Origin of the sequence: Psychroserpens mesophilus (genome assembly GCF_050617655.1) — a bacterium.
Lineage (GTDB): Bacteria > Bacteroidota > Bacteroidia > Flavobacteriales > Flavobacteriaceae > Psychroserpens > Psychroserpens mesophilus_A.
The window spans coordinates 525119-549414 of sequence record NZ_JBODQC010000002.1; the positions used below are offsets into that span (position 1 = coordinate 525119).

Annotated in this window: 14 protein-coding genes and 2 tRNA genes; 4 read left to right on the forward strand and 12 right to left on the reverse strand. The window is 33.3% G+C overall.

The annotated features are described in order from the left end of the window. Positions 1-44 precede the first annotated feature (44 nt). The 9 genes from ACRHNM_RS06670 to ACRHNM_RS06710 form a co-directional block, all read right to left on the reverse strand. Positions 45-656: a hypothetical protein gene (locus tag ACRHNM_RS06670; protein WP_431134925.1), complete on the reverse strand. Its 612-nt coding sequence runs from the start codon at positions 654-656 to the stop codon at positions 45-47. A gap of 28 nt (positions 657-684) precedes the next feature. Beyond that, on the reverse strand, positions 685-1965 hold the full coding sequence (locus tag ACRHNM_RS06675; RefSeq protein WP_431134927.1) for a TolC family protein: 1281 nt from the start codon (positions 1963-1965) through the stop codon (positions 685-687). 105 nt (positions 1966-2070) lie between these two features. Further along, positions 2071-5271, reverse strand: coding sequence for an efflux RND transporter permease subunit (locus ACRHNM_RS06680; protein WP_431109119.1), 3201 nt, complete (start codon positions 5269-5271; stop codon positions 2071-2073). Between the two features lie 14 nt (positions 5272-5285). Beyond that, complete coding sequence (locus ACRHNM_RS06685) at positions 5286-6299, reverse strand: efflux RND transporter periplasmic adaptor subunit (RefSeq protein WP_431134928.1); 1014 nt, start codon at positions 6297-6299, stop codon at positions 5286-5288. Positions 6300-6454: 155 nt separating this feature from the next. Continuing rightward, positions 6455-7363 carry a helix-turn-helix domain-containing protein gene (locus ACRHNM_RS06690; protein WP_431109117.1) on the reverse strand — a complete coding sequence of 303 codons (909 nt, stop codon included), beginning with the start codon at positions 7361-7363 and terminating at the stop codon, positions 6455-6457. A 37-nt stretch (positions 7364-7400) separates the two neighbouring features. Further along, positions 7401-8639, reverse strand: coding sequence for a site-specific integrase (locus ACRHNM_RS06695; protein WP_431134930.1), 1239 nt, complete (start codon positions 8637-8639; stop codon positions 7401-7403). A gap of 214 nt (positions 8640-8853) precedes the next feature. Next, positions 8854-8928 (reverse strand) — tRNA-Pro (locus ACRHNM_RS06700). A 27-nt stretch (positions 8929-8955) separates the two neighbouring features. Further along, a tRNA-Ser gene (locus ACRHNM_RS06705) sits at positions 8956-9040 on the reverse strand. 93 nt (positions 9041-9133) lie between these two features. Beyond that, positions 9134-11176 carry an HD family phosphohydrolase gene (locus ACRHNM_RS06710; RefSeq protein ID WP_431134932.1) on the reverse strand — a complete coding sequence of 681 codons (2043 nt, stop codon included), beginning with the start codon at positions 11174-11176 and terminating at the stop codon, positions 9134-9136. 173 nt (positions 11177-11349) lie between these two features. On the opposite strand from ACRHNM_RS06710, the gene ACRHNM_RS06715 reads away from it, so the two are divergent. Both ACRHNM_RS06715 and ACRHNM_RS06720 read left to right on the forward strand, forming a co-directional pair. Continuing rightward, positions 11350-12528, forward strand: a complete 1179-nt coding sequence (locus tag ACRHNM_RS06715; protein ID WP_431134955.1) for an acetyl-CoA C-acyltransferase — start codon at positions 11350-11352, stop codon at positions 12526-12528. A 9-nt stretch (positions 12529-12537) separates the two neighbouring features. After that, complete coding sequence (locus tag ACRHNM_RS06720) at positions 12538-13287, forward strand: NlpC/P60 family protein (protein WP_431134933.1); 750 nt, start codon at positions 12538-12540, stop codon at positions 13285-13287. A 50-nt stretch (positions 13288-13337) separates the two neighbouring features. Here ACRHNM_RS06720 and ACRHNM_RS06725 read toward each other — a convergent pair whose 3' ends face one another. Continuing rightward, positions 13338-14606 (reverse strand): tetratricopeptide repeat protein, encoded by a 1269-nt coding sequence (locus ACRHNM_RS06725; protein WP_431134935.1) that lies wholly within the window; start codon positions 14604-14606, stop codon positions 13338-13340. 32 nt (positions 14607-14638) lie between these two features. Next, positions 14639-17188: a DNA gyrase subunit A gene (gene gyrA, locus ACRHNM_RS06730; protein ID WP_431134937.1), complete on the reverse strand. Its 2550-nt coding sequence runs from the start codon at positions 17186-17188 to the stop codon at positions 14639-14641. Between the two features lie 257 nt (positions 17189-17445). Between gyrA and ACRHNM_RS06735 the strand changes: the two genes are divergently transcribed. Both ACRHNM_RS06735 and ACRHNM_RS06740 read left to right on the forward strand, forming a co-directional pair. Beyond that, the gene (locus ACRHNM_RS06735) at positions 17446-19995 is read left to right on the forward strand and encodes an ATP-dependent Clp protease ATP-binding subunit (RefSeq protein WP_431134957.1); all 2550 of its coding nucleotides are present in this window, start codon (positions 17446-17448) and stop codon (positions 19993-19995) included. Between the two features lie 78 nt (positions 19996-20073). Continuing rightward, the gene (locus tag ACRHNM_RS06740) at positions 20074-20445 is read left to right on the forward strand and encodes a hypothetical protein (protein WP_431134938.1); all 372 of its coding nucleotides are present in this window, start codon (positions 20074-20076) and stop codon (positions 20443-20445) included. Between the two features lie 368 nt (positions 20446-20813). Here ACRHNM_RS06740 and ACRHNM_RS06745 read toward each other — a convergent pair. Then, positions 20814-24296, reverse strand: a 3483-nt coding sequence (locus tag ACRHNM_RS06745) for a T9SS type A sorting domain-containing protein (RefSeq protein ID WP_431134940.1), incomplete at its 5' end; no start/stop codon positions are given.

Sequence of the window (24296 nt, forward strand, 5' to 3'; positions counted from 1 at the left end):
TTTAAAACAACCCTTGACGTTTTAATGACAAGGATTGTTTTTTATTATAGAGACTTAAACGCTTTTTTTAAATGTTTGTAAGATTGTGCTACTTCTTTTTTAAAGTTGTCCAACTTTTCTGTAGCCTGTTCTTTTTCCTCATCAAGTTTTGAAGCAAATTCTTTGAATTTTTCGGTAGCTGCTTCCATACTATTCTTATATTCTTGTGTTAGTTCAACTTTTTTTCCTGATATGTTTTTTTCCAAAAGTTCTAGTTGTAACTTGGATTTTTGAGAAATAGCATTAAATAATTGATTTGTTCTTTTAGTTTGAGGGCTATTTTTAATACTTTTCTTCGCATCATTAATAGCATTAACAATATTTTTCTTTTGCGTTTCAAAAGCTTCTTTTGAATAAGTAACATCTTCATCTAAGTGTTCTTCAATTTTTTCTAAATTGTTTTTTATAAACACCTCTGTTTCTTTAAGTTCGTGAGCTAGTTCAATTTTAACTTCATGAATATTTTTCTTTAAATCTGCTTTTGCCTTTTTAAATTCATCATTCATTTCTGCTTTACCAAGAGAAACTTGAACCGCTAAATGGTCTAATTCTTGTTGATCTTTTATTAGTTTTTCAGCTATTCTTACTCTAATTGGTTTTTGTGATTTTTTTTCCATTTTATTTATTTTTAAGGTTAATCTGTATTTATTTAAAATCTCCAATTGCTTTTTTATAATTGGCTTCATTAATTCTATAATTTGCCTTAGCATCTATAACGTCTGAATATGCTTGCTGCCAGAGCACTTGAGCTTCTAAAACATCTTTTCCTGTTACGGTTCCAGCATCAAAGCGATCTTGATTTAATCTTAAATTTTCATCAGCTTGTTGTAATGATTTTTCTGTAATTTCAACTTTTTGTATTGCCTGTTGAAGCTCTAAATAGGCATTTTGAATTTGAAGTGACAATAATTCTTCGGTTTCTTCCAATTCTAATTTTTGTGCTTCAACTTTAAATTCTTGTTCTTTCACTTTTTGCTTTCTGCTTCCCCAATCAAATATGGGTATGTTGACATTTAACAAACCGTAGTAAGAGGTTAAATCATTACTTCCATCTGTGAAATTAATTTGTTTGCCGTTAGCATAGATTCCGCTTACATTAAGCCCAATTGTTGGCTTTCTATCAGCTTCTAAAATTTTAGATTGTAACTCTTCAATCTCAACAGCTTTTTTAAGCATTTTTATTTCTGGTCTATTATCAATTGCTGTTGATTGTGAAACTTCATCTAATAAAATAACATTATTACTAATAGTGTCCTTTACTAAAAAATCTATGTTGGGCATACCTGTTAATTGTGCCATCTTCAGCTTTAGCAGTTTAAGCCCATCATTTGCCTTTGTTAAATCTAGTTCTGCCTGGTTTAATTGTACTTGTACACGTAAAACATCGTTTTTATATATAATACCGGCATTGTATGAGTTAGTTAAATCTTTTAATAATTCTGTTAATAACGCTTTATATTTATTAGCTAGCTCTACTTTGCTTTTTACATTTATTATTTGCCAATACGTTGTTTCAACATCTAAAAGCACTTCGCTATCTGTTAGTTCTTTTTGTGAAGTATACAAATCCACTGCTGTAGAACTCATTTTTTTAGCCGTGTTTATTTTACCACCTGCATAAATTACTTGAGTTACTCCTAAAGAGGCGTTTGCGAAAAACTCTGGCAGTAATGTATTTATTGGGTCTCCAACATGAACTCCCATACCGCTTGCCTCTACGAAGGGTTTGTCTGATGCATAAACCGATGCCTTTGCAGCTTTAGCTGCTTCAATGGTCTTATCTGCTTTTTTAATTTTTTTATTATTAGATAAGGCCATTGACTTTGCTTCTTCTAAACTCAACAACCTATCTTGGGCTATAGCCTGGTGAAAAGTGGTGAAAACCAACAAAAAAACTAGTGATAGCGTATATTTATGTGTACTCATAATTTGTTTTAAGTTTTTCTAAAACAACTATAGAAACTACTGTCTTATTTAAAAGGGGTAAATTGCTATTAATCTTTTAAAACAGTAGTTCTATAGCCTTTTTCTTTATTTCTTGATTCGTTTTTTTAATTTATGCTTCATCACTTCTAATTTGCGAAGTGTTCTACTCTTCTTTTTAGGTTTATACAAAATGGTTTCAAATACTTCTGCATCAGGATGAGGATGTACTTCATCTGGTTGCGGATTAGCAAATTTGTAATAGAGTATAGGTACTATAAATAAGGTTAATACCATAGAAACTATTAAACCAACTGCTAATACACTTCCTAAAGGTGCCCATAGTGGTGATTTACCAATAATCATAGGTACAACACCAATAGCTGCTGCTGCAGATGTTAAAAAGATTGGACGCATTCGTCTTTTACCTGAAGCTTTAGCCGCAGCTTTTACGGTATAACCGTGTTCTAACACCAACTCATCTGCATAATCCACCAAAATAATTCCGTTTCTTACTACGATACCTATTAAACTGATAATTCCCATAAAAGCCGTAAAACCAATTGGATTACCTGTAAGTAACAGCCCCAAGAATGCTCCTAATAAACTCAACGGAAATGTTGCTAAAACAATTAATACTTTTGTAAAATCCTTAAATTGAAATAAAAGCACTAAAAAGATGAGTATTAAACTTATACCTAAAGATGCCATCATGTGTGGTGCAGTTTCATTAGTGCTTTCGTACTCACCTCCATAGTTGATTGATATGCCGTCTGGTAATTGTAATGCATTAATTTTAGGCATAATATCATTCTGTATTGTGGCAGCTTTTATACCCAATTGTGCTTCAGCTCTAACCGTTAATGTTCTTAAACCATTCCTATGTGTAATGGCTCCTGTATGCCATTCAGGTGTAATGTCTGCCACTTCTCTTAAAGGCACTTTTGTACCAAATACTGTAGGTATGTTTAAAGCTCCTAAATCGTTAAAATTTTCACGGTTTTCAGCATCAAAACGTAAAAGAATATCAATAGCTTTATCTCCTTCATATAACGTAGAAACTGGATATCCTTTTAAGCCTGCTCCCAAAGTTTGCGAAACCATTGCATTTGTTACTCCTAAACGATTTGCCTTATCGTCATTTAAATTTACTTTTACTCCATAATAATCATCTTGATACGATGTTCTTACCCAGTTTGTACCTTGTGCATCTTCTAAAATTGTTTTTACTTGCTCAGCTACTTGTTTTTGCTTGTTTAAATCCTCACCTACAATTCTTACTTCAACAGGTGCTGGTGTTTCTTTCATTGAAAGTTGCCTTATACGTATATAACCATCTGGAACAAAACCTTCGAATTTTTTAATGTATTCATCTGCCAATTCTTGTGTAGCTTCTTTACCTGTTGTAGTGATAAATATTTGGGCAAAGTTTTTACGAGGAAATTCTGGTGCATACGTAGAATGAAATCTTGGGGAACTCGTACCAACAAAACTTGCAACACCTAAGACTCTCTCATCTTTTTTTATTTCATTCTCAACACGTGTTACTACATCTTCCGTTTGTTTTAAATTTCCTCCATTAGGTAACCAAACTTCTATGTTAAACTGATTTCTTTCTGCAGTTGGAAATAACTCTTGGTCTAATCCCATTGCTACTAAAACTGCTAATACAATAGATAAAAAACCAATAAATAATGTTGCTTTTGGCCATCTAAAGCTATAATCTAGTGCATTGTTAAATACATGCTGCAACCTATCTAACATACTTTTTTTATCTCCATCACTTACCTTGTGTTTTAATCCTTTTTTTATAAAGACATAGCACATATATGGTGTTAACAATAATGCTACTAACAACGAAGCAAATAGTGCAACAGCAACAGCAATAGGTAAAGCTTGTATAAATTCCTTAGCTAAGCCATTTAAGAAAAAAGCTAATGGTAAGAAAGCAAAAATAATTGCCATGGTTGCTGTAAAAATTGGCACCATTAATTGAGTAGCACTTTGCCAAGCAGCTGTCCATCTATCTTCTCCTTCATCTAATTTTTCGATGTAATTATCTACAACTACAATGGCATTATCCACTACCATACCCAATACTATAATTAAGGCTGCTAATGTTACCTGATGAATCTCTATACCAATAACATTTAAAACTCCAAATGTTATAACAATAGCTATTGGACATGCCACTGCCGAAACTATTGCCACCCTGAATGGTAATAACAGAATTACTACAATAATTACTGCTACAATTGCAATAACAAATTCTAGCATAAAGTGGCTAATACTTCCTTTTACAACTGAAGGCTGATCTACAATAGTAGTAACTTGAACATCTTGAGGTAATTGTTTTTTTACTTCATTGATTTTTTCTGTTATTTTCTCTCCAAATTGGACGATGTTATTACCTGGTTGCATCTCTACAGTTAACATCATTACTTTTTGATCATCAACTTTAATAAAGCTTGACACTTCTTCGTAACGACGTTCAATAGATGCCACATCTTTTAAGCGAACCACTTTACCATCTGGACTACTATACACAATTTGATTACCTAAATCAGCTTCATTTTTATATTGATTTTTGGCAAAAACAGAGACCTCAGAATCTTCTAAAGTAATACCACCAGAATATCCAGTATTATTTTGCATTTGAATAACTTGAGCAATAGTTGAAAAATCGAAACCATACTGTTTCATTTTTTCGTCCTGTACCGTTACGTAAATCTGCTGTTTTTGTCCTCCATAACGTTTTATTTTTGATGTTTCGTTAATGGTTTTTAAACCATCTTCTAACTCATCTAAATACGTTTCAATTTCCGCATAACTACGTCCTGGTGCGGAAACTGTTATCATTTGAGCTACAACATCTCCAAAGTCACTATTTACTATTGGGCCAATCATTCCTTGAGGAAGTGTGTAATTTTGCCTAAATGTGGTATTTAAACCATGTTGTAAAGTCGCCCAAAAACCATCAGTATCTATGACATTTTCATTCAATTCTACAGTGATAACCACTTGGCTTTCTTTGGTTTCTGATATTGTTTTTTCCTTTCTAACCTCCTCAAAACCAAATAAAAACTGTTCAATCTGATTGGTTAATTGTTGTTCTACCTGCAACTCGTCTGCGCCAGGAAAAGCTGCTATTACCAAACCTTTACGAACCGTAATTTGTGGATCTTCACTTCGAGCCATAGTCGCTAAAGCATATATTCCCAAAATCATTAACAATATCGTAAGTACAATGGTTACCTGACGGTATTTCATTGCAGCCTCTATAAAGTTTATTTTTACTTTTTTCATCATCTTATTCAGTTCTTTTATAGAGACACTGTTTGCCCGTCTTTTAAATTTTTGTTTCCTGCGATTACAACCGAATCACCTATTGACAAGCCCTTGGTAACTATTACTTCATTTCCTTTAAAACCACCAAGAGACACCCTTTTTTTAATGGCTTTATTTTCCTTTATGACAAATACATATAGTATATTGTTAGCATCTCTTATAATACTTTCTGAAGGAACTGTAATAACATCTACAGTATTACCTGTATTGATTTTTATATTACTAATCATTCCTGGTAATAGTTTATCTTCCTTATTGTCAAGGCGAACTTTTACATTAAAAGTTCTGGTTACAGCATCTGCACTTGGATTTACAATAGCTACTTTACCATTAAAAGTTTCATTTAATGAAGAGATTTCAACTTTAGCGTCTGTACCTATTTTGAGTTTAGATATTTCAGATTCAGTAATAGAAGCCTTAGCATATACTTTATCTATTTTCATTACAGTAAAAGCAGGAACACCAGGTGCTGCTGTAGCACCTATTTCTGTCATTTTAGCTGTAATCATTCCAGAAAAAGGGGCATAAAGTTTAGTGTCTGCTAAATTTTTTGCTGCTAAATTTTTGTTTGCGTTTGCTTGGGCTACAGCCACTTTAACTGCAATAAAATCGCGTTCTGGCAAACTACCTTTTTGATATAAACTATTTAATCTTTTGAAGTTATCATTTGCTTGTTCTAAGCCTGCATTTGCTATATCAAATGCATTTTTATAGGTGGTTTGGTCTATTGTTGCTAGTAACTGCCCTTTGTTTACTTTTTGGCCTTCTTGAACATAAACTTTTGAAATTCTACCGGGAACTGAGAAACCTAAAGATACTGTGTTATCTGCTTCAATGGTTCCACTATATGTTAGGGATTCTTTTTCTACTGTTGAATTAATTTTTTTAACAGTGACCTTGGGAATCACAACTTCTTTTACAGTTTCCTTTTTTTCTGAACAACCTACTAATAATAAAGCCAAAGTTGTAAAGGTGATAATTTGCTTCATATTTATTGCTATAATTTTATAATAATAGGTTACAAAAGTCCTATTATTGATATAATTAGAACAGGTTTACAAAAGGGAAAAATTGGTCAAAATCAGTTATTTTTATTAAAAAAAATAAAAAAAATGCACTATTAAGGAAGTTTGTTGGTCAAAACTTAACTTTTAAACTTAATCTCTCTGAACTTAGAAGGTGAGTAACCCGTGTGTTTTTTGAAATATTTACCAAAGAAAGATTGGTCACTAAATTGAAGCTCGTTTGCAACTTCCGAGATTGATAAGGTTTGATTTTTTAACAGTAGTTTTGCCTCCATTATTACCGCTTCATCAATTAATTGACTTGCTGTTTTTTTTGAAATAATTTTTAAAACCTTAGACAAATAACCAGGTGTTAAACATAAAATATCTGCATAAAATTGAACTGTTCGTTCTTGCTTAAAATTTTCATTTAACAATTTCAAAAAACGAAGTGCTAATTTTTCCTGTCTTGTTAAATTTGCTTCTAGATTAGGAAACTGTATCTTTAATAATGAAGCGTAATGATACATTAATAAGTTAAAACTATGAGTTATTATCTCATTATTATATGGGTTATTTTTTCCAAGTCGATTATTTTTTTCTAAAATTTTTGAAACAGAAATAAACGTTTTTAAATCCTCCTTAGATAATTTTAACTTGGGGATACTATTTGCCGTAAAAAAGTCTAAAGTATCAATATCATTTTTGTTAATTGAGTTTCTCAATATAAAATCAACATTAAAGCTAATAGTTGCTATTTCAAGATTTTTGCTCATTTCTTGAATATGAGTAACCGTTTGTGGATTTATAACTATTATCTCTGAATTTTTTATAGTATATTTCAGTAGATTTAATTGGATTTTTAAACTTCCCTTAACTACTATTAAAAACGCATAAGAATTACCTCTAAAAGGATAACCTATAGGAATTTCTTTAAACTTATTTTTTGATAAATGAACATGTAATCCATTTTCTTCTTGTGGTATATCACCAATAATTTCGACCAAGTCAACTATTGTAAGACTTTTTATTGAAGATTGTGGATACATTTTGAGTAGATTTTGTACTCAAATATACTGTATTATTTTATTTTGATTTAGAATGAATCTTTTGATTGTTTTTATTAATCATCTTAATCTTTAAAGCATTAATATCTTCACTTACTTTTCTTTCAATAACTCTTGCATAAATTTGAGTAGTTGCAATTTTTGTATGACCTAATAATTTTGAAACCGTTTCTATGGGAACGCCGTTACTTAAAGTTACTGTAGTTGCAAAAGTGTGTCTAGCGATGTGGAAAGTTAAATGCTTCTCTATTTTCAGTTTTTTAGTTACTTCTTTTATATACTGATTGATCTTTTGATTGGAATATACCGGAAGTAATTTTCCTGCTTCAACACATTTGGGATAATCCTTATATTTCTCTATGATTGTCAAAGCTGTATCCAATAAAAGCACTCGTACTTTTGTTGCTGTTTTCTCACGTTGTGTGCTAATCCATTTGTCACCATCTATACCTAAAACAATATGTTCTTGGGTAAGAGAAAACACATCACAATACGCCAGACCTGTGTAACAGGAAAACACAAAAATATCCCTTGCTATTTTATGGGTTTGTTTCTCCAGAATTGAAGTTTCCAAAATGTTGAGTTCTTCTTCAGTTAGATAATCCCGTTCCACTTTATCAAAATGTAGTTGGTAATTTATAGCTGGGTCTTTTTCCAACCATTCCAACTTTACACCCAATTTACAGAGCTTTTTAAAGCGTTCTATATGTTTCATTAAGCCATTATTGTTGAGGTTGGGAAGTTTATGTAAATACTGCTCAAAATCGATTACAAAGGCATAGTTAAGCTGCTTTAATTGTATATCTTCAACTTTGTATATTTTCTTGACAAACTTTTTTAGATAGTTTTCAGTCGTCCTGTAGTTTTTGAGTGTTCCAGGTTTAAGAACTGTTTTCATTGTCTTGTTATGATAGCTTACCAACTGTAAAAGGGTTCTATGCTGTTCGTCTGTTCCCAGATAACGGGATTTAACTGTGGCTACAGTTATTAGTTTTCCTTCTCTCTGAAGTTCACTATAACTATCGTATAGTTTGTTTCTAACTTGTTGGATGTAGTTGTTTAAAGCTCTTGCCTCTGTGGTATTGCCTTTTACTTTCCCTTTGTTTTTGTCCCACAGTTTTTGCGAAACATTTCGTTTTAAACTGATTTCGGAACGTTTACCATTAACAGTAATACGAACAAAGATTAAGGCATTGTCTGTCTTTTTGGAATTTAGGCGTGTAAAGAATGTTACGCCAAAGGTGGTTGAAGTTTTCATCTTGAAAGTGTTTTGGTTGAACAAAATGTTCGTAACACGAAAATCAAATCACTTTCAAAAAATTCTTATGTCTTGGTGAGCTCACCGAATCACTCACCTATAAACTCACTTTTACATTAAGTGGGTTTGTTTTGTGAAAATAGCCAAATCCTTTGTTTATAAGGTATTTGGCTATTTTTTGTGGGTTTTTGGTTTTCTTTAAAACCCTTAAAAGTCGGAGTGGCAGGATTCGAACCTGCGACCTCCGCGTCCCAAACGCGGCGCGATAACCGGGCTACGCTACACTCCGAAAGGTTATCAATTACTTCAATAAATGCGGAGAGTGCGGGATTCGAACCCGCGCGACAGTTACCCGTCGACAGTTTAGCAAACTGCTCCATTAACCACTCTGGCAACTCTCCATTAATTTTAAAGAACTTGTTTCAAAATCGGTTGCAAATGTAACTTTTCAATACTAAGAACGCAACTATTTTTTTATATTTTTTATCAAAATTTTATTCAGGATATTCAATCCTTAAATGGAAGATGTTGGCTAACTTAGTTTTAAGAACCTTCTTAATGGATTGTATTTCTTTAAATGTAATATTCGCATTCAAAAATTGTTCATCATCCATTTGTTTTGTTATAATAGACTCAACAAACTTATCAATTTTTGTAGAAGAAGGTTCCTTTAAACTCTTAGAAGCAGCTTCAACACTATCACACATCATTAAAATAGCAGTCTCTTTGCTATAAGGTTTTGGTCCTGGATATCTAAAGTCGCTATCTAAAATAGCGTCATCAATTTCTTTTTCTTTCTTATAAAAATAATATACCAAACTTGTTCCGTGGTGAGTTCGTATAAAATCAATAACACGATCTGGTAAGTTATTTTTCTTAGCGATTTCTATGCCGTCAATGACATGATCAATAATAATTTTTGCACTTTCTCGTGACGATAATTCATCATGAGGGTTAATTCCAGTCGCTTGATTTTCGGTGAAATAAGTAGGTGATTTCATTTTACCAATATCATGATATAAAGCTCCTACTCTAACTAACATTGCATTTGCTCCAATTTCATTAGCAGAAGCTTCTGCAAGATTTGCTACGTTTAACGAATGATGAAACGTACCTGGTGCTTTGTTTGACAATTCCTTCAAAAGTTTAGTATTGGTATCAGAAAGCTCAAGAAGTGATACATCTGAAACCAATCCGAATAGCTTCTCATAAATATAAATTAAAGGCTGAACAAACAAAGTTGCTAATCCGCATAATATAAAAAGTCCGAAAGTTTCTAATTTCAGATTCGTAATATTTCCTTCATGAATTACAAAAAAAGCAAAATATGCAATAATATATATGAGTGTAATTTGTCCAACAGAAATAAATAAGTTAGCGCGTTTATATAATTCTGAAACAGTTAAAATGGTGACAATTCCAGCTATAATTTGAAGAAACATATATTCATAACTATTAGGAACAATAAACCCTAACAATAATACTGTAAGTACGTGTGCAAATAATCCTAATCGAGCATCAAAAAAAGCTTTTAATACCAATGGTAAAATACATAAAGGAATAACATAAACCTGTTTGGAATTATAATTGATAATCAAAGTCGTCAAAAGAATCATCAGTAAAATATTGAAAAAAATAAAGGTGACTTTAGTGTTATCTAAAAAGACTTCAATTCTATACTTACGTAAAAAAAGCAAAAGCATTAAAAGGGCTAAAGCAACAAGTAAGGCGTATGCAAAAATTACTAAGTTATAATTTGATGCATTCCAAACCTGAGATTCATATTCTGCTTCAAGAGATTTTAAAATATCGTATTTATTGCCTTCAACAATTTCTCCTTTTGAAATAATTAACGTTTCTTTTTCTATACTACCTCTTACTGAAGAAATATTACTCAATTCTTCTTGAAGGGCATTTTCAGTAAGAGATGAATTTAGTGAAACGTTTGGTGTAATGATGTCAAAAAACAAGGAAATAAAAGCGGCTTCATAAGATGACAAATCGTTATTAGCTAAAGCATCTTCAATGATTTTTCTAAACCCATCGATTTTGGTTAATTGGTCATAGGTAGTCCTGGCAACCTGTTTTTGATTTTCTAATAAAATCACATTTTTAGTCTCGGAATATTTATAATTTTCATCAAGCACGCCATACTTATACAGATTCTCTATGGCAGACTTTCCAACGTCATATAGTGTTTTTTTATGAGGTATCGTATCTGAAAATGTATCTTCAAACTGGTTTTTATAGACCTCTAAAACTTCAGTCTTTATCTTAGTATTTATATCAAAATAGATGGAACTCGCATCTTTAATTTCTATTTCTTCTTTTTGAATTTCATCTAAAGATTTTTTAATTGCAAAATCGAAAGGAGCATACAAGTTTTCAGATTGCCAAGGTTTACCTTTATCAAAATTATATTTAAACTTCCCACTTTTGGGAAACAGATAGACAATTAAAAAAGTAGTACTTAAAAACAAAAGCACTTTATACAAAAGTGAATGATTCTTATACCATTTATTAATTAAGTCTTCCATATTGTATATTAAGGAGATACAAAGATCTTTACGTTAATGAATATTAATATCGATTTGTATTCATTCAAAAGTAGTAAAATATAATAGATTAAACTTTTGATGTTCTTAATTTGATAGCAAAAAATCTATTAAAAATGATTAATTTTGCATCAATTAACACAAAAGGAATAGATATGAGTAAAGAAGTCGTAATTGTCTCTGCAGCAAGAACACCTATAGGAAGCTTTTTAGGTGCTTTGTCAACGGTTCCTGCACCAAAACTTGGAGCAACAGCAATCAAAGGCGCTTTAGATAAAATCAATTTAAAACCAGAAATGGTACAAGAAGTATTAATGGGAAATGTGGTTCAGGCTGGTACTGGTCAGGCTCCTGCAAGGCAAGCAGCAATTTATGCTGGTATCCCAAATACCGTTCCTTGTACAACTGTAAATAAAGTATGTGCTTCAGGAATGAAAGCCGTAATGCAAGCTGCACAATCTATCGCTTTAGGAGATGCAGATATTATTGTGGCTGGCGGAATGGAAAACATGAGTTTAATTCCACATTATTATCACGCAAGAACTGCAACTAAATTCGGTCCTGCTACACTGGAAGATGGTATGCAAAAAGATGGTTTAGTAGATGCTTACGATAAAAATGCAATGGGAGTTTGCGCTGATGCCTGTGCAACAGAATATAGTTTTTCTCGTGAAGATCAAGATGCTTTTGCAGTTCAATCCTATAAACGTTCTGCAGCTGCTTGGGAAGCTGGAAAATTTGATAATGAAGTTGTCCCAGTCGAAGTTCCTCAACGTCGTGGTGATGCAGTTATCGTTTCAAAAGATGAAGAATATACGAACGTTAAAATGGAAAAAATTCCAGCACTACGTCCTGCTTTCACAAAAGAAGGTACGGTAACTGCTGCAAATGCTTCAACAATTAATGATGGCGCAGGAGCTATGGTATTGATGAGCAAAGACAAAGCTGAAGAATTAGGATTAAAACCTCTGGCAACTATAAAAAGCTATGCAGATGCAGCACAGGAACCTAAATGGTTTACAACTGCTCCTGCCAAAGCCTTGCCAAAAGCACTGGATAAAGCAGGTATTTCAATTAGTGATGTCGATTTTTTTGAATTTAATGAAGCATTTTCTGTTGTAGGACTAGCAAACATGAAACTATTAGGCCTTAATGATAGTAATGTAAATGTAAATGGAGGAGCTGTTTCTTTAGGACATCCATTAGGTTGTTCTGGTGTTAGAATTTTGATTACATTGTTAAATGTACTAGAGCAAAATAATGCTAAAATTGGAGCTGCAGCTATTTGTAATGGTGGTGGTGGTGCTTCTGCTGTAGTAATAGAACGCAATTAATTTATTTGAATGCAATACGGAATCTGTAACCTGAGTATTGTTCCGCTTAGAGTTGAACCTAGTGATGCTTGTGAGTTAGTCTCTCAAGTGCTGTATGGTGAAATTTTTAAAGTATTAGAACAACGTAAATCTTGGAGTAGAATTCGTTTGGCATATGATAAATATGAAGGCTGGATTGATAACAAACAGTATTTTGAAATTACAGAAGATAATTACAAGTCTATTAAAAATGAAACGCATTTGCTATCAAATGATTTGGTAGAATATATTGAAGATGACAGTCAGCAGTTATCTACTATTCCGCTTGGCGCTTCCTTAAATGGTTTAAATCTATTAAATCATGCTTACGATGGTAATGCTATTTCGAAAAAACAACCCAAAGAAAACCTTATAAAAACAGCATTCATGTATTTAAATGCACCATACCTTTGGGGCGGAAAAACGCCCTTTGGTATTGATTGTTCTGGGTTTACTCAAATGGTTTATAAATTGAATGGCTACGATTTACTCCGTGATGCTTCACAGCAAGCGACTCAAGGTATTGCCTTAAGTTTTATTGAAGAAAGTGAACCAGGAGATTTAGCGTTTTTTGATAATAGTGAAGGTCAAATTATACATGTTGGCATAATTATGGAAGATAATTATATCATTCATGCTCATGGCAAAGTACGTATTGATCGTTTGGATCATTCTGGAATTTACAATACTGATAAAAAAACACATACTCACAGACTCAGAGTTATCAAAAAAATTATATAAAAAAAACCACTCTGTTTTGAGTGGTTTTTTTATTGTATGAATATTTGAAATTATTCTTTAATTTTAGCTTTATACATATTGGCTTTATCAACCTCTCCTATGGCTAAATAAATATTATTGAGCTGTTGGAAAATACCATTACTTCCTTTAGGGTTGCTTTCCAAAAACTGTACTAAAACATTTGCCCCTTCTTTAAAGAGATTTACTTTTTGCTCTTTTAACTCATCATATCTATTAAAATCAGCAGTAGATGTACCTAAACTGTTCATTTCTTCTACAAGATTATTTCCTTCTTCAATATAGGTGGTAGAAATATTAAGCGCTGCATCTTGCATGGTTGGATCTAGCTCTAGAGCCTTTTTAAACGAAGCTCTTGCAGCTTCATATTCTCCTTCTTTCATCGTCATAACACCAATATTATATCGAAGTACCGGATTATCAGGATCTTTTAACGTAGCTTCTTCCATTAAACTTTTAAACTTAGCATTATTTCCTAACTTTAATTCAATATTAGCTTCAGAAATTATAAGCGATACATCATCTGGGTTTTCAGCTCTGGCCTGTTTAACAGCTGCTGTTGCTTTTTCATCTTCTCCCTTATTAATATAAATAAGAGCTATATTTTTAATGATTTCAGCAGATTTTGATTCTTTAGTATATTCTTTTGGAGCAATATGAGTACCAGCTCTAACTGAAACATCTCTCAGAGATTTGTTGGTGTCAAAATCTTCTGTTTCTCCAGTTGCTTTAACGGTTGCAGTATATCCCTTCTCAATACCTGTATACCCTAAATTTCTTAATTCTTCATAAAGTCTTAGGGATTCATCAAAATCTTGAGCGGTCACTGCAGTTGATGCTGCATAATAAAGATACAATGTATCTTGTGGTGACATACGATATGCTTTTTCAAATCCATCAGATGAAACCATGTAACGCTTCTCTTTTAAAGCGGCATTTGCTTTGGTGATGAAATTACTAAGCATCTCTTTCTTCAATTCATCCACATCAGAAGAGTATCTTTCTTTACCCGATTTAGACTCAATGTCTTTTACCATATTAAAACTCTCAATAGCGTCGTCTACATCTTTATTGGATCCTGCTCCATTTGCATACAGAGCTTGTCCTTTTAAAAAATAAAACTTCGCTTTTAATTTATCATCTGCTGAATCAATAAGAGGTTTTGCTGATTGAATTGCAGCTTTGGCATCTGCGAAATCGTTGTTTTTGATTGCTTTTTCTGCATCTTTTAGTTCATCTTTTTGGGAAAAAGAAAAAGTACTGACTAAAAGTGCTAAAGCAACTATAAATTGTTTTTTCATTATTACTTTGTTTTATTTAGTGTTAATTGTTGTTATTCTTCTTCGTTAATATCAAGAGTTGTGCCATCCTCATTAACACCTTGAATATCAACATTATTTTCATTTAATTCGTCTTCATCTTCATCTTTCATCACTTTAGCTACAGCTGCGATAGAATCACTTCCTTTAAGATTGATTAATTTCACTCCTTGTGTAGCACGACCCATAACACGCAAATCATTTACTGCCATTCTAATGGCAATGCCTGATTTATTGATTATCATTAAGTCATCTTCATCTGTAACGGTTTTAATAGCTACCAAATGACCTGTTTTTTCAGTAATTGAAATCGTTTTAACACCTTTACCTCCACGGTTTGTAATTCTATAAACCGCTTCTCCATCTTCCGGATCATCGATGTATGTTCTTTTACCATATCCCTTTTCAGAAACGACTAATACAGATTCGTCCTGAGGATTTTCAATAGCGACCATTCCAATGACTTCATCCTTATCGTGTGCTAATTTAATTCCTCTAACACCGGAAGCGTTTCTTCCCATTGGACGAGTCTTAGCCTCTTCAAATCTAATCGCTTTTCCTGATTTAAGAGCTAGCATAACCTGACTGTTACCAGTTGTTAATTTTGCTTCTAACAATTCATCGTCTTCCTTAATAGTAATGGCATTTATTCCATTAGTTCTCGGACGAGAATATTGCTCTAGAGCTGTTTTCTTAACCTGACCATTTTTAGTAGCCATAATGACATAATGACTATTAATGTACTCTTCATCTTTCAAGTCTTGAGTACAAATAAAAGCCATCACTTTATCGTCTTGTTCTATATTTATTAAGTTCTGAATTGCTCTTCCTTTAGACGTTTTGCTTCCTTCAGGAATTTCATAAACACGCATCCAGAAACATTTTCCTTTTTGAGTGAAGAACAACATATATTGATGGTTCGTTCCTACGAATAAATGCTCTAAGAAATCTTCATTTCGAGTTGTTGATGCTTTTTGACCAACGCCTCCTCTATGTTGCGTCTTGTATTCAGTAAGTGAAGTACGTTTGATGTAACCTGCGTGTGATATAGTTATTACTACCTGTTCATCTGGAATCATATCTTCGATACTTAAATCTCCACCAGCATATTCAATTTGTGAACGACGTTCATCACCATATTTATCCTTAACTACTAAAAGTTCTTCTTTAATGATATCCATACGACGTTCTTTTTTATCAAGAATGTCTTTTAAATCTTCGATAGTTTTCATCAAATCTTCATACTCAGATCGTAACTTGTCTTGTTCTAATCCTGTTAACTGGCGCAAACGCATTTCTACAATAGCTTTTGCCTGAATTTCAGAAAGTTTAAAACGTTCGATTAGCTTTTCTCTGGCTTCATCTGCATTTGAAGATGCTCTAATGAGCGCAATAACCTCGTCAATATTATCTGAGGCGATAATCAATCCCTCTAAGATATGAGCACGTTCTTCCGCTTTGCGTAATTCATAAGTTGTACGTCTCACAACCACCTCATGTCTGTGCTCAACGAAATGATGAATCATATCTTTAAGATTCAACAATTGCGGTCTGCCATTCACTAAGGCAATATTATTCACACTAAAAGATGATTGTAATGCTGTATACTTGTACAACATGTTCAGTACGATATTTGGAATGGCATCACGCTTCAATACATAAACGATTCGCATTCCATTTCTATCAGACTCATCTCTTATTAAGGATATACCATCAATTTTTTTATCATTAATAAGGTCTGCTGTTTTCTTAATCATATCAGCTTTATTAATCTGATATGGGATTTCGGTAACGATAATAGACTCTCTTCCTTGTACTTCTTCTATTCTTGCTTTACCTCTCATGACAATTCGTCCGCGACCAGTCTTAAAAGCTTCACGAACACCATCATATCCATAAATCGTTCCTCCTGTTGGGAAATCTGGTGCTTTTACATGAGTTATAAGTTCATCAATTTCAATGTCATTATTTTCGATATAAGCTACAGTTCCATCAACAACTTCGCTCAAATTATGAGGAGGCATATTGGTAGCCATACCTACAGCAATACCAGATGCTCCATTTACGAGAAGACCAGGAATACGGGTTGGTAAGACGGTTGGCTCATGTAAAGTGTCATCAAAATTTAACTTATGATCAACTGTTTCCTTGTCAATATCTGCTAGCATATCCTCTGAAATCTTACGCATACGTGCTTCAGTATAACGCATAGCTGCAGGACTATCTCCATCAATAGATCCAAAGTTTCCTTGACCATCAACTAACATATATCGCAAACTCCATTCTTGAGCCATACGAACCATAGCATCATATACTGATGTATCTCCATGTGGATGGTACTTACCAAGTACTTCTCCAACGATTCTAGCCGACTTTTTGTGGGCTGTGTTAGATCTAACACCTAATTCGTGCATACCATATAATACACGTCTGTGAACAGGTTTTAAACCATCTCTCACATCTGGTAGAGCACGTGACACAATGACTGACATTGAATAATCAATGTAAGCCGATTTCATTTCATCTTCTATGTTAATAGGGATCAATTTTTCTCCTTCTGCCATAAATAAAATTATTAGATTTTTTGTAGGTTTTCAAAACACGCTAAGATAACCAATTTCATAGTGTTTACAGAACCTATTAAGCCATTTTTTAATATTTTTTATTAACAAATTTTGATGCTTTCTTTTAATAAGTTAGTTGTTAAAAACTTTGATTTTGTAAAGTTTTTTTAGTCTATTAGACTATTAATATATTTTAAGGTATAGTTTTTGCCTTTTTATACTTGATTTTACTATTTTTAATGCAGAAAGAGTTTACTATGGATGATAATTTTTCCCCAAGAGTTAAAGATGTTATAGCGTTTAGCAAAGAAGAAGCTTTACGACTAGGTCATGATTTTATAGGTACCGAACATTTAATGTTAGGCTTACTTCGCGATGGTAGCGGAAAAGCCATTGATATTTTAAGTGCTTTAGATATTGACCTAAATCACTTACGACGTAAAGTTGAAATACTTAGTCCTGCTAACCCTAATATTACTGTAACTTCTAACGAGAAGAAAAATCTTCATCTCACCAGACAAGCTGAACGCGCATTAAAAACAACGTTTTTAGAAGCCAAACTTTTCCAAAGTACATCAATTAATACAGCACATTTATTATTATGTATTTTAAGAAATGAAAACGATCCAACAACGAAACTGTTAAACAGGTTAAAAGTGGATTATGATAATGTTAAAGAACAATTCAAATTTATGATAACAAACGAAGATGATTTTATAGATGAGCCAAAAGCAGAATCTTTTTCTGATGATGAGCCAACCGAAGATGATGAGGCAAAGCAAAATCCTTTTGGTCAAACTGGTTCAAAGTCTACAAAAAAATCTAAAACACCTGTTTTAGATAATTTTGGAAGAGATTTAACAGTTATGGCTGAGGAAGGTAAATTAGATCCCGTTGTAGGTCGAGAAAAAGAAATACAGCGTGTGTCTCAAATTTTAAGCAGACGCAAAAAAAACAATCCTTTACTTATTGGAGAACCAGGTGTTGGTAAATCTGCCATTGCTGAAGGTTTAGCTCTTAGAATTGTAAAGCGTAAAGTATCACGTATTCTTTTTAATAAACGTGTTGTAACTCTAGATTTAGCCAGTTTAGTTGCTGGTACAAAGTACAGAGGTCAATTTGAAGAGCGTATGAAAGCAGTCATGAACGAGCTTGAAAAAAATGATGATATCATTCTGTTTATTGATGAAATTCATACCATTGTTGGTGCTGGAGGCGCAACAGGCAGTTTAGATGCATCAAATATGTTTAAGCCTGCATTGGCACGTGGGGAAATTCAATGTATTGGTGCCACGACACTTGATGAATACAGACAATATATAGAAAAAGATGGTGCTTTAGAGCGTCGTTTTCAGAAAGTAATTGTCGAACCTACCAGTGTCGAAGAAACAATTGAAATTCTTAATAATATTAAAGGAAAATACGAAGAACATCACAATGTTGATTATACAGATGAAGCTATTGCAGCTTGTGTCAAATTGACAAACAGGTATATGACTGAGCGTTTTTTACCTGATAAAGCCATTGATGCTTTAGATGAAGCTGGTTCAAGAGTTCACATCACGAACATTGATGTGCCTAAACAAATCTTAGAACTGGAAAAAAAACTCGAAGACGTTAAAGAAACCAAAAACACGGTTGTTAAAAAACAAAAGTATGAAGAAGCTGCTAAGTTAAGAGATGATGAAAAACGCTTAGAAAAAGAATTAGCACTAGCACAGGAAAAATGGGAAGAAGAGACCAAACAACACCGAGAAATTGTAACTGAAGACAATGTTGCAGATGTGGTGTCGATGATGACAGGAATTCCAGTAAATAGAATTGCACAGACAGAAAGCAATAAACTGGCACAATTACCAGAATTAATAAAAGGAAAGGTCATTGGTCAAGACGAAGCTGTTGCAAAGGTTGTAAAAGCCATTCAGCGTAATCGTGCTGGACTCAAAGATCCTAACAAACCAATTGGTTCATTTATCTTTTTAGGGCAAACAGGTGTTGGTAAAACACAATTAGCCAAAGTGCTAGCTCGTGAATTATTTGATAGCGAAGATGCATTAGTTCGAATAGATATGAGCGAGTACATGGAAAAATTTGCTATTTCCAGGCTTATTGGTGCACCTCCAGGATACGTTGGTTATGAAGAAGGTGGACAACTAACTGAAAAAGTTAGACGTAAACCTTATGCTGTTATTTTACTTGATGAAATTGAAAAAGCACATCCTGATGTCTTTAACATGTTGCTACAAGTACTTGATGATGGCTACCTTACAGATAGTTTAGGTCGTAAAATTGATTTTAGAAACACCATCATTATTATGACCTCTAATATTGGTGCCAGAAAATTAAAAGATTTTGGACAAGGTGTTGGTTTTGGAACATCTGCAAAAGTTGCACAGGCAGATGATAATAGTCGTAGTATCATTGAAAATGCCCTTAAAAAAGCATTTGCTCCAGAATTTCTTAATAGAATTGATGATGTAATGGTCTTTAACGCTCTTGAAAAAGAAGACATCAACAAAATTATTGATATTGAATTAACACATCTTATAAAGCGTATTAAAGATTTAGGTTATGAACTAAAACTCTCTAATAAAGCTAAAGATTATATAGCTGAAAAAGGATTTGACAAGCAATATGGAGCAAGACCATTAAAACGTGCTATTCAAAAATATATTGAAGATGCTTTAGCTGAAGAAATCATAAATTCACAATTGCAGGAAGGTGATAAAATTATTATGGATTTAGACACAAAATCTGATGAATTAACTATAAAAATTGAGAAACCTAAAAAGCATTCTGAATCTTAATAGTAACACTTTAAAAAAAGCCTAGAAAATTCTAGGCTTTTTTTTTGCATTCCAATGCAGTTATTATTAATTTTAAATATGACAGATGTATTAAAGTATGATTTTTGTACGATGCACATTTATGATAACTACATGATAGTTGTAATCAACGAAGGTGTTACGGTCACACCAAATCATAATTCTGTTTTATTAAATGTTGCTGACACTTATTATAAAAATACTCGATTCGTTTATATTACGCATCGTCTGTATTCTTATGCCGTAGACCCTGCTGTGTATAAGGAAACTTCTAAAATAGATAATCTTGCTGGTTTTTGTGTTGTCTCTTCAGATTATAAAGCAAAACGTAATGCTGAAATAGAAAAATTATTTTTAAACAAACCTTTTGAGATTCTAGATACCATAGATGAAGCCATAACTTGGGCTGACTCAGTTTTAAACAAAACATAATCAATCATAAGCATGGTTTTTAAATCTTAAACTATTGCTTTCTTATTAAGCTTCTGCTTTTAGAAATCATTCTACCTGATTATAATTTTATATAGAAAACATCTCTTAAGTTACTGATAATAGGCACTAGAGTAACAAACTCTTACAATTTCTTTAAGTAACCTTCTAGTTATTTAAAACATTCTCCTCGTAAGGCTTTTGGATATTAAAATTAATTTAAATTAACATTACAATTTTCTTATAAATAAAAGCTTACTAAAAACTAATTCAACTTAATTAACTGAAATTAAAGTAAAACAAAAGGCAGCTATTTCTAGCTGCCTTTTTTTATATACCCTTAGGGTAAAACCCTAATTATTTACATTAATTTAATTTTTACCAGAAGATACAATCTTCTTAGTAACACTTCCTTGATTAGTAGTTAACTTCACATATAACACTTGACTAGGTGTTTTAGATAGATCTATTTTAGTTCTACCTGTTGAACCTGCAACATATCTACCGTTAGTTATGTTCGTTACTAAAAGACCTTTAGTGTCAAACAATTCAATAGTTACGTCTGTTCTGTAATCAAATTCATATGTAATTGTTACCTCATTATCAAATGGTACTGGGAACGCTCTGAAATCAACATTGCTTTCTTCTTGAGAACCAGATAATCCTATTGATCTAATATCACTATTAGGAACAACATTATAATTAGTATCTCTAAAGTTTGGCTCATTGTCAATTACCCAAGTATAAACCACATCACAAGAAGCTTCATTATCACAAGCATCTGTCGCTGTAAATGTTCTTGTTTTAGTATACTCTGTGTAATCTAATTCAGCAAATCCACAATCAACAAAGATTTCATCACATCTACTAGAATCAATATCCCATTCAGCTGGATTACATGAAGGTGCATTATCAGTAGATGGAGAATACCATATATTCGATAAGAATACACCATTCTCATACTCTTCAGTTATCCAAGTACTTGAAGTAGAGTCATAAACTAACTCATAACTAAACTGAGGCGCATCATCTCTAGTACCAGTAGCATATTCTGCAATACCATCACTATTAAATCCTGTTCTTACAAAATTAACAACAGCAAATAATTCTCCATCTTCAATACAACCAATACTTAATTCAGTTGACTCTCCAAAGTACTGTTCTGAAGTATCTACATCTGTAAAGTTTGTAGTTACACCATCACCATTATTATCTGTAAAAGGTACAGATGTATCAAATGTTGTTGGAGCTGCTTGCACAATACCAAAGTCTTGACCTGCTGGGCAATCTAATACTGGCGCAACGTCATCACAACCTTGTCCAATAGTCCAAGTATATGTTACATCACACTCTCCAATATTTCCACAACCATCATTAGCCGTGAATGTACGTACTAATGTATAAGTTGTTGAACTTGAATACAGAGGACATTCTAAAGTAAACGCCTTGTTATGCCCATTGAAAGGAATGAAGTACCAGTTATCAGGATCACATGTTTCAAATGCATCTGCACTTGCAGAACCTGCTACGAATGGTCCGTCTCCGAAATCTTGCCATACATCATACTCTCCAGTAGTTGAATTGAAAACAACTTCGAAAGTACCATACTGTGGTGATGGGTTACCATTTGTTGTTATAGATCCTGTGTAGTATGGATTATCATTTTGAGTACCAGCTGGCTGACCTCCTAATGTTAATACATAACCTGCTTGGAAAGTAAATACATAATCTCCTTCTACATAAACAACATCTCCTTGCTCTTCAGTAATTTCTGAATCTGTATAGTCTGCAGTATCTCCACTTCCCTGACAGTTATCTGTCCAAGATGCTTTATCAGCAAATTCTGGAGTTTCAGTTACTACACCAAAATCTTCACCTGCTGGACACTCTAATACTGGAGCGGTCGTATCATTTATAATAAATGTACATACTAAAGGATCTGCTGATTTGTTACCACAACTATCTTCTACATCAAAAGTAATAGTTAGTGTCGTAGAACAAGTTCCTTTATCTTCATTGATTCCAATTACTGTGAATGCCAAGTCTTCAACTGCAGTACAGTTATCAGTATAACATCCATAAATTGATCCTATTTGTCCTGCAGGAATTCCTCCTACTGTCCATTCTGAATCAACAGAGATTTCATCACCTGTTTCCAAAGAAATAGTTGCATCTTCTGGACAAGCTAAGCCATCCCAATCGCTAGTATTAAGAACCATTACTTCATCAGTACACTGACCAGTTGCCATTGGACCTTCTGAATCACCACCTTGGTAGTTGATTTTAAATGTTGGATATGCATTATTGCAATCATCTTTAACGATGTATTCGAACACTCTAATCCACTCACAATCTGATCCTATAGCTAATTTTTCTATCTTAGTTACGTTATCAGCAGTAATATCAGTACAGTTATCAGAGAATAATTCTGCAATCTCTTCTTCTGTTGGCTCACCTAAATCGGCATCTTTACATGCATTTACAGTGTTCATTCCCATTGGAATCTCTCCTTCTAATTCTGGAGCCATTGTATCTGCACCGCTGTTTACAATCTGTAAGTTTGGTAATTTATTACCACAAGTATCTTTAATTTCATACTCGTAAGTAGCTGTCCAACCACAATCATCACCTACAATATTAGGCTCAAATGGTGTAACAATAACATCACCGCAATTATCAGTATAAGCTGCTTCAATTGCTGCCAAATCTGGAGCTCCTGGGTTTTCGCTTAAGCACTGTAAACCTGTAACACCTTCTGGTAAATCACCTACTAATTCTGGTGCTGTTCTATCTCCACCATTATGGTAGATCTTAACTGGTGCTGCAAAATTTCCACAATCATCTTGAATTGTATATCTGTATAATACTGCCCATAGACAATCTGTATTCTCTTCAGGAGAAGTGATGGCTAAGGTTGCATTAACATTTCCACAGTTATCAGTAAATAAGGCTTCAATTTCCTCCTCAGTTGGCGGAGCAGGTGCATCTGCTAAACATGCATTTACATCTGATAACCCTTGAGGTAACTCACCTACTAATATAGGAGCAGTTTCATCAATCACTGTAATGGTTTGTGACGCATTAATTGTCACTCCACAAGACTCGTAAGAGAAATTAACTTCAAATGTACCACAGCTACCATCAAATGGTTCTGCAACACCTTGAACACTTCCATTGATACCGCAATCTCCATCAATACCATTAGAGTATCCTAATGTTTCTGGAACGTAGCTAGCTAAATCCTCGCAAGCAATACTATCATCTTCGATAGAATTAAATACTGGTGCTGGCGCAGGCTTAACTTCAATCACAAATGGACCAGCAGCCAAATCACGATCACATTCATCCTGACTATTGTAAGTGATTGTAATTGTTCCTCCACAAACAGTATAGTCTTTAACAACTACTGCTTCGATACTTCCTGAAATTTCACATGCTGTTTCTTCTAATCCATTACTGTATGTTGCATCTGCCGCAGTAAAGCCTGCTGCATCAACACATTCAATATCTAATGGGAATTGAGGTGCAGTTACATCTGCTTCTGGTGCTGGATCAACTGTTATTACATATGGTCCTGCTGCCAAATCACGCTCACATTCATCCTTACCATTGTAAGTGATTGTGATTGTTCCTCCGCATGCTGTGTAATCTTTTACAACTACTGCTTCGATACTTCCTGAAATTTCACATGCTGTACCTTCTAATCCATTACTGTATGTCGCATCTGCTGCAGTAAAACCTGCTGCATCTGAACATGCTATGTTTGAATCAAATTCTGGTGCAGTTACATCTGCTTCTGGTGCTGGATCAACTGTTATTACATATGGTCCTGCTGCCAAATCACGCTCACATTC

Coding starts and splice junctions, on each gene's coding strand:
- ACRHNM_RS06670 (WP_431134925.1), bottom strand. CDS start 656: ATGGAAAAAAAATCACAAAAACCAATTAGAGTAAGAATAGCTGAAAAA.
- ACRHNM_RS06675 (WP_431134927.1), bottom strand. CDS start 1,965: ATGAGTACACATAAATATACGCTATCACTAGTTTTTTTGTTGGTTTTC.
- ACRHNM_RS06680 (WP_431109119.1), bottom strand. CDS start 5,271: ATGATGAAAAAAGTAAAAATAAACTTTATAGAGGCTGCAATGAAATAC.
- ACRHNM_RS06685 (WP_431134928.1), bottom strand. CDS start 6,299: ATGAAGCAAATTATCACCTTTACAACTTTGGCTTTATTATTAGTAGGT.
- ACRHNM_RS06690 (WP_431109117.1), bottom strand. CDS start 7,363: ATGTATCCACAATCTTCAATAAAAAGTCTTACAATAGTTGACTTGGTC.
- ACRHNM_RS06695 (WP_431134930.1), bottom strand. CDS start 8,639: ATGAAAACTTCAACCACCTTTGGCGTAACATTCTTTACACGCCTAAAT.
- ACRHNM_RS06710 (WP_431134932.1), bottom strand. CDS start 11,176: ATGGAAGACTTAATTAATAAATGGTATAAGAATCATTCACTTTTGTAT.
- ACRHNM_RS06715 (WP_431134955.1), top strand. CDS start 11,350: ATGAGTAAAGAAGTCGTAATTGTCTCTGCAGCAAGAACACCTATAGGA.
- ACRHNM_RS06720 (WP_431134933.1), top strand. CDS start 12,538: ATGCAATACGGAATCTGTAACCTGAGTATTGTTCCGCTTAGAGTTGAA.
- ACRHNM_RS06725 (WP_431134935.1), bottom strand. CDS start 14,606: ATGAAAAAACAATTTATAGTTGCTTTAGCACTTTTAGTCAGTACTTTT.
- gyrA (WP_431134937.1), bottom strand. CDS start 17,188: ATGGCAGAAGGAGAAAAATTGATCCCTATTAACATAGAAGATGAAATG.
- ACRHNM_RS06735 (WP_431134957.1), top strand. CDS start 17,446: ATGGATGATAATTTTTCCCCAAGAGTTAAAGATGTTATAGCGTTTAGC.
- ACRHNM_RS06740 (WP_431134938.1), top strand. CDS start 20,074: ATGACAGATGTATTAAAGTATGATTTTTGTACGATGCACATTTATGAT.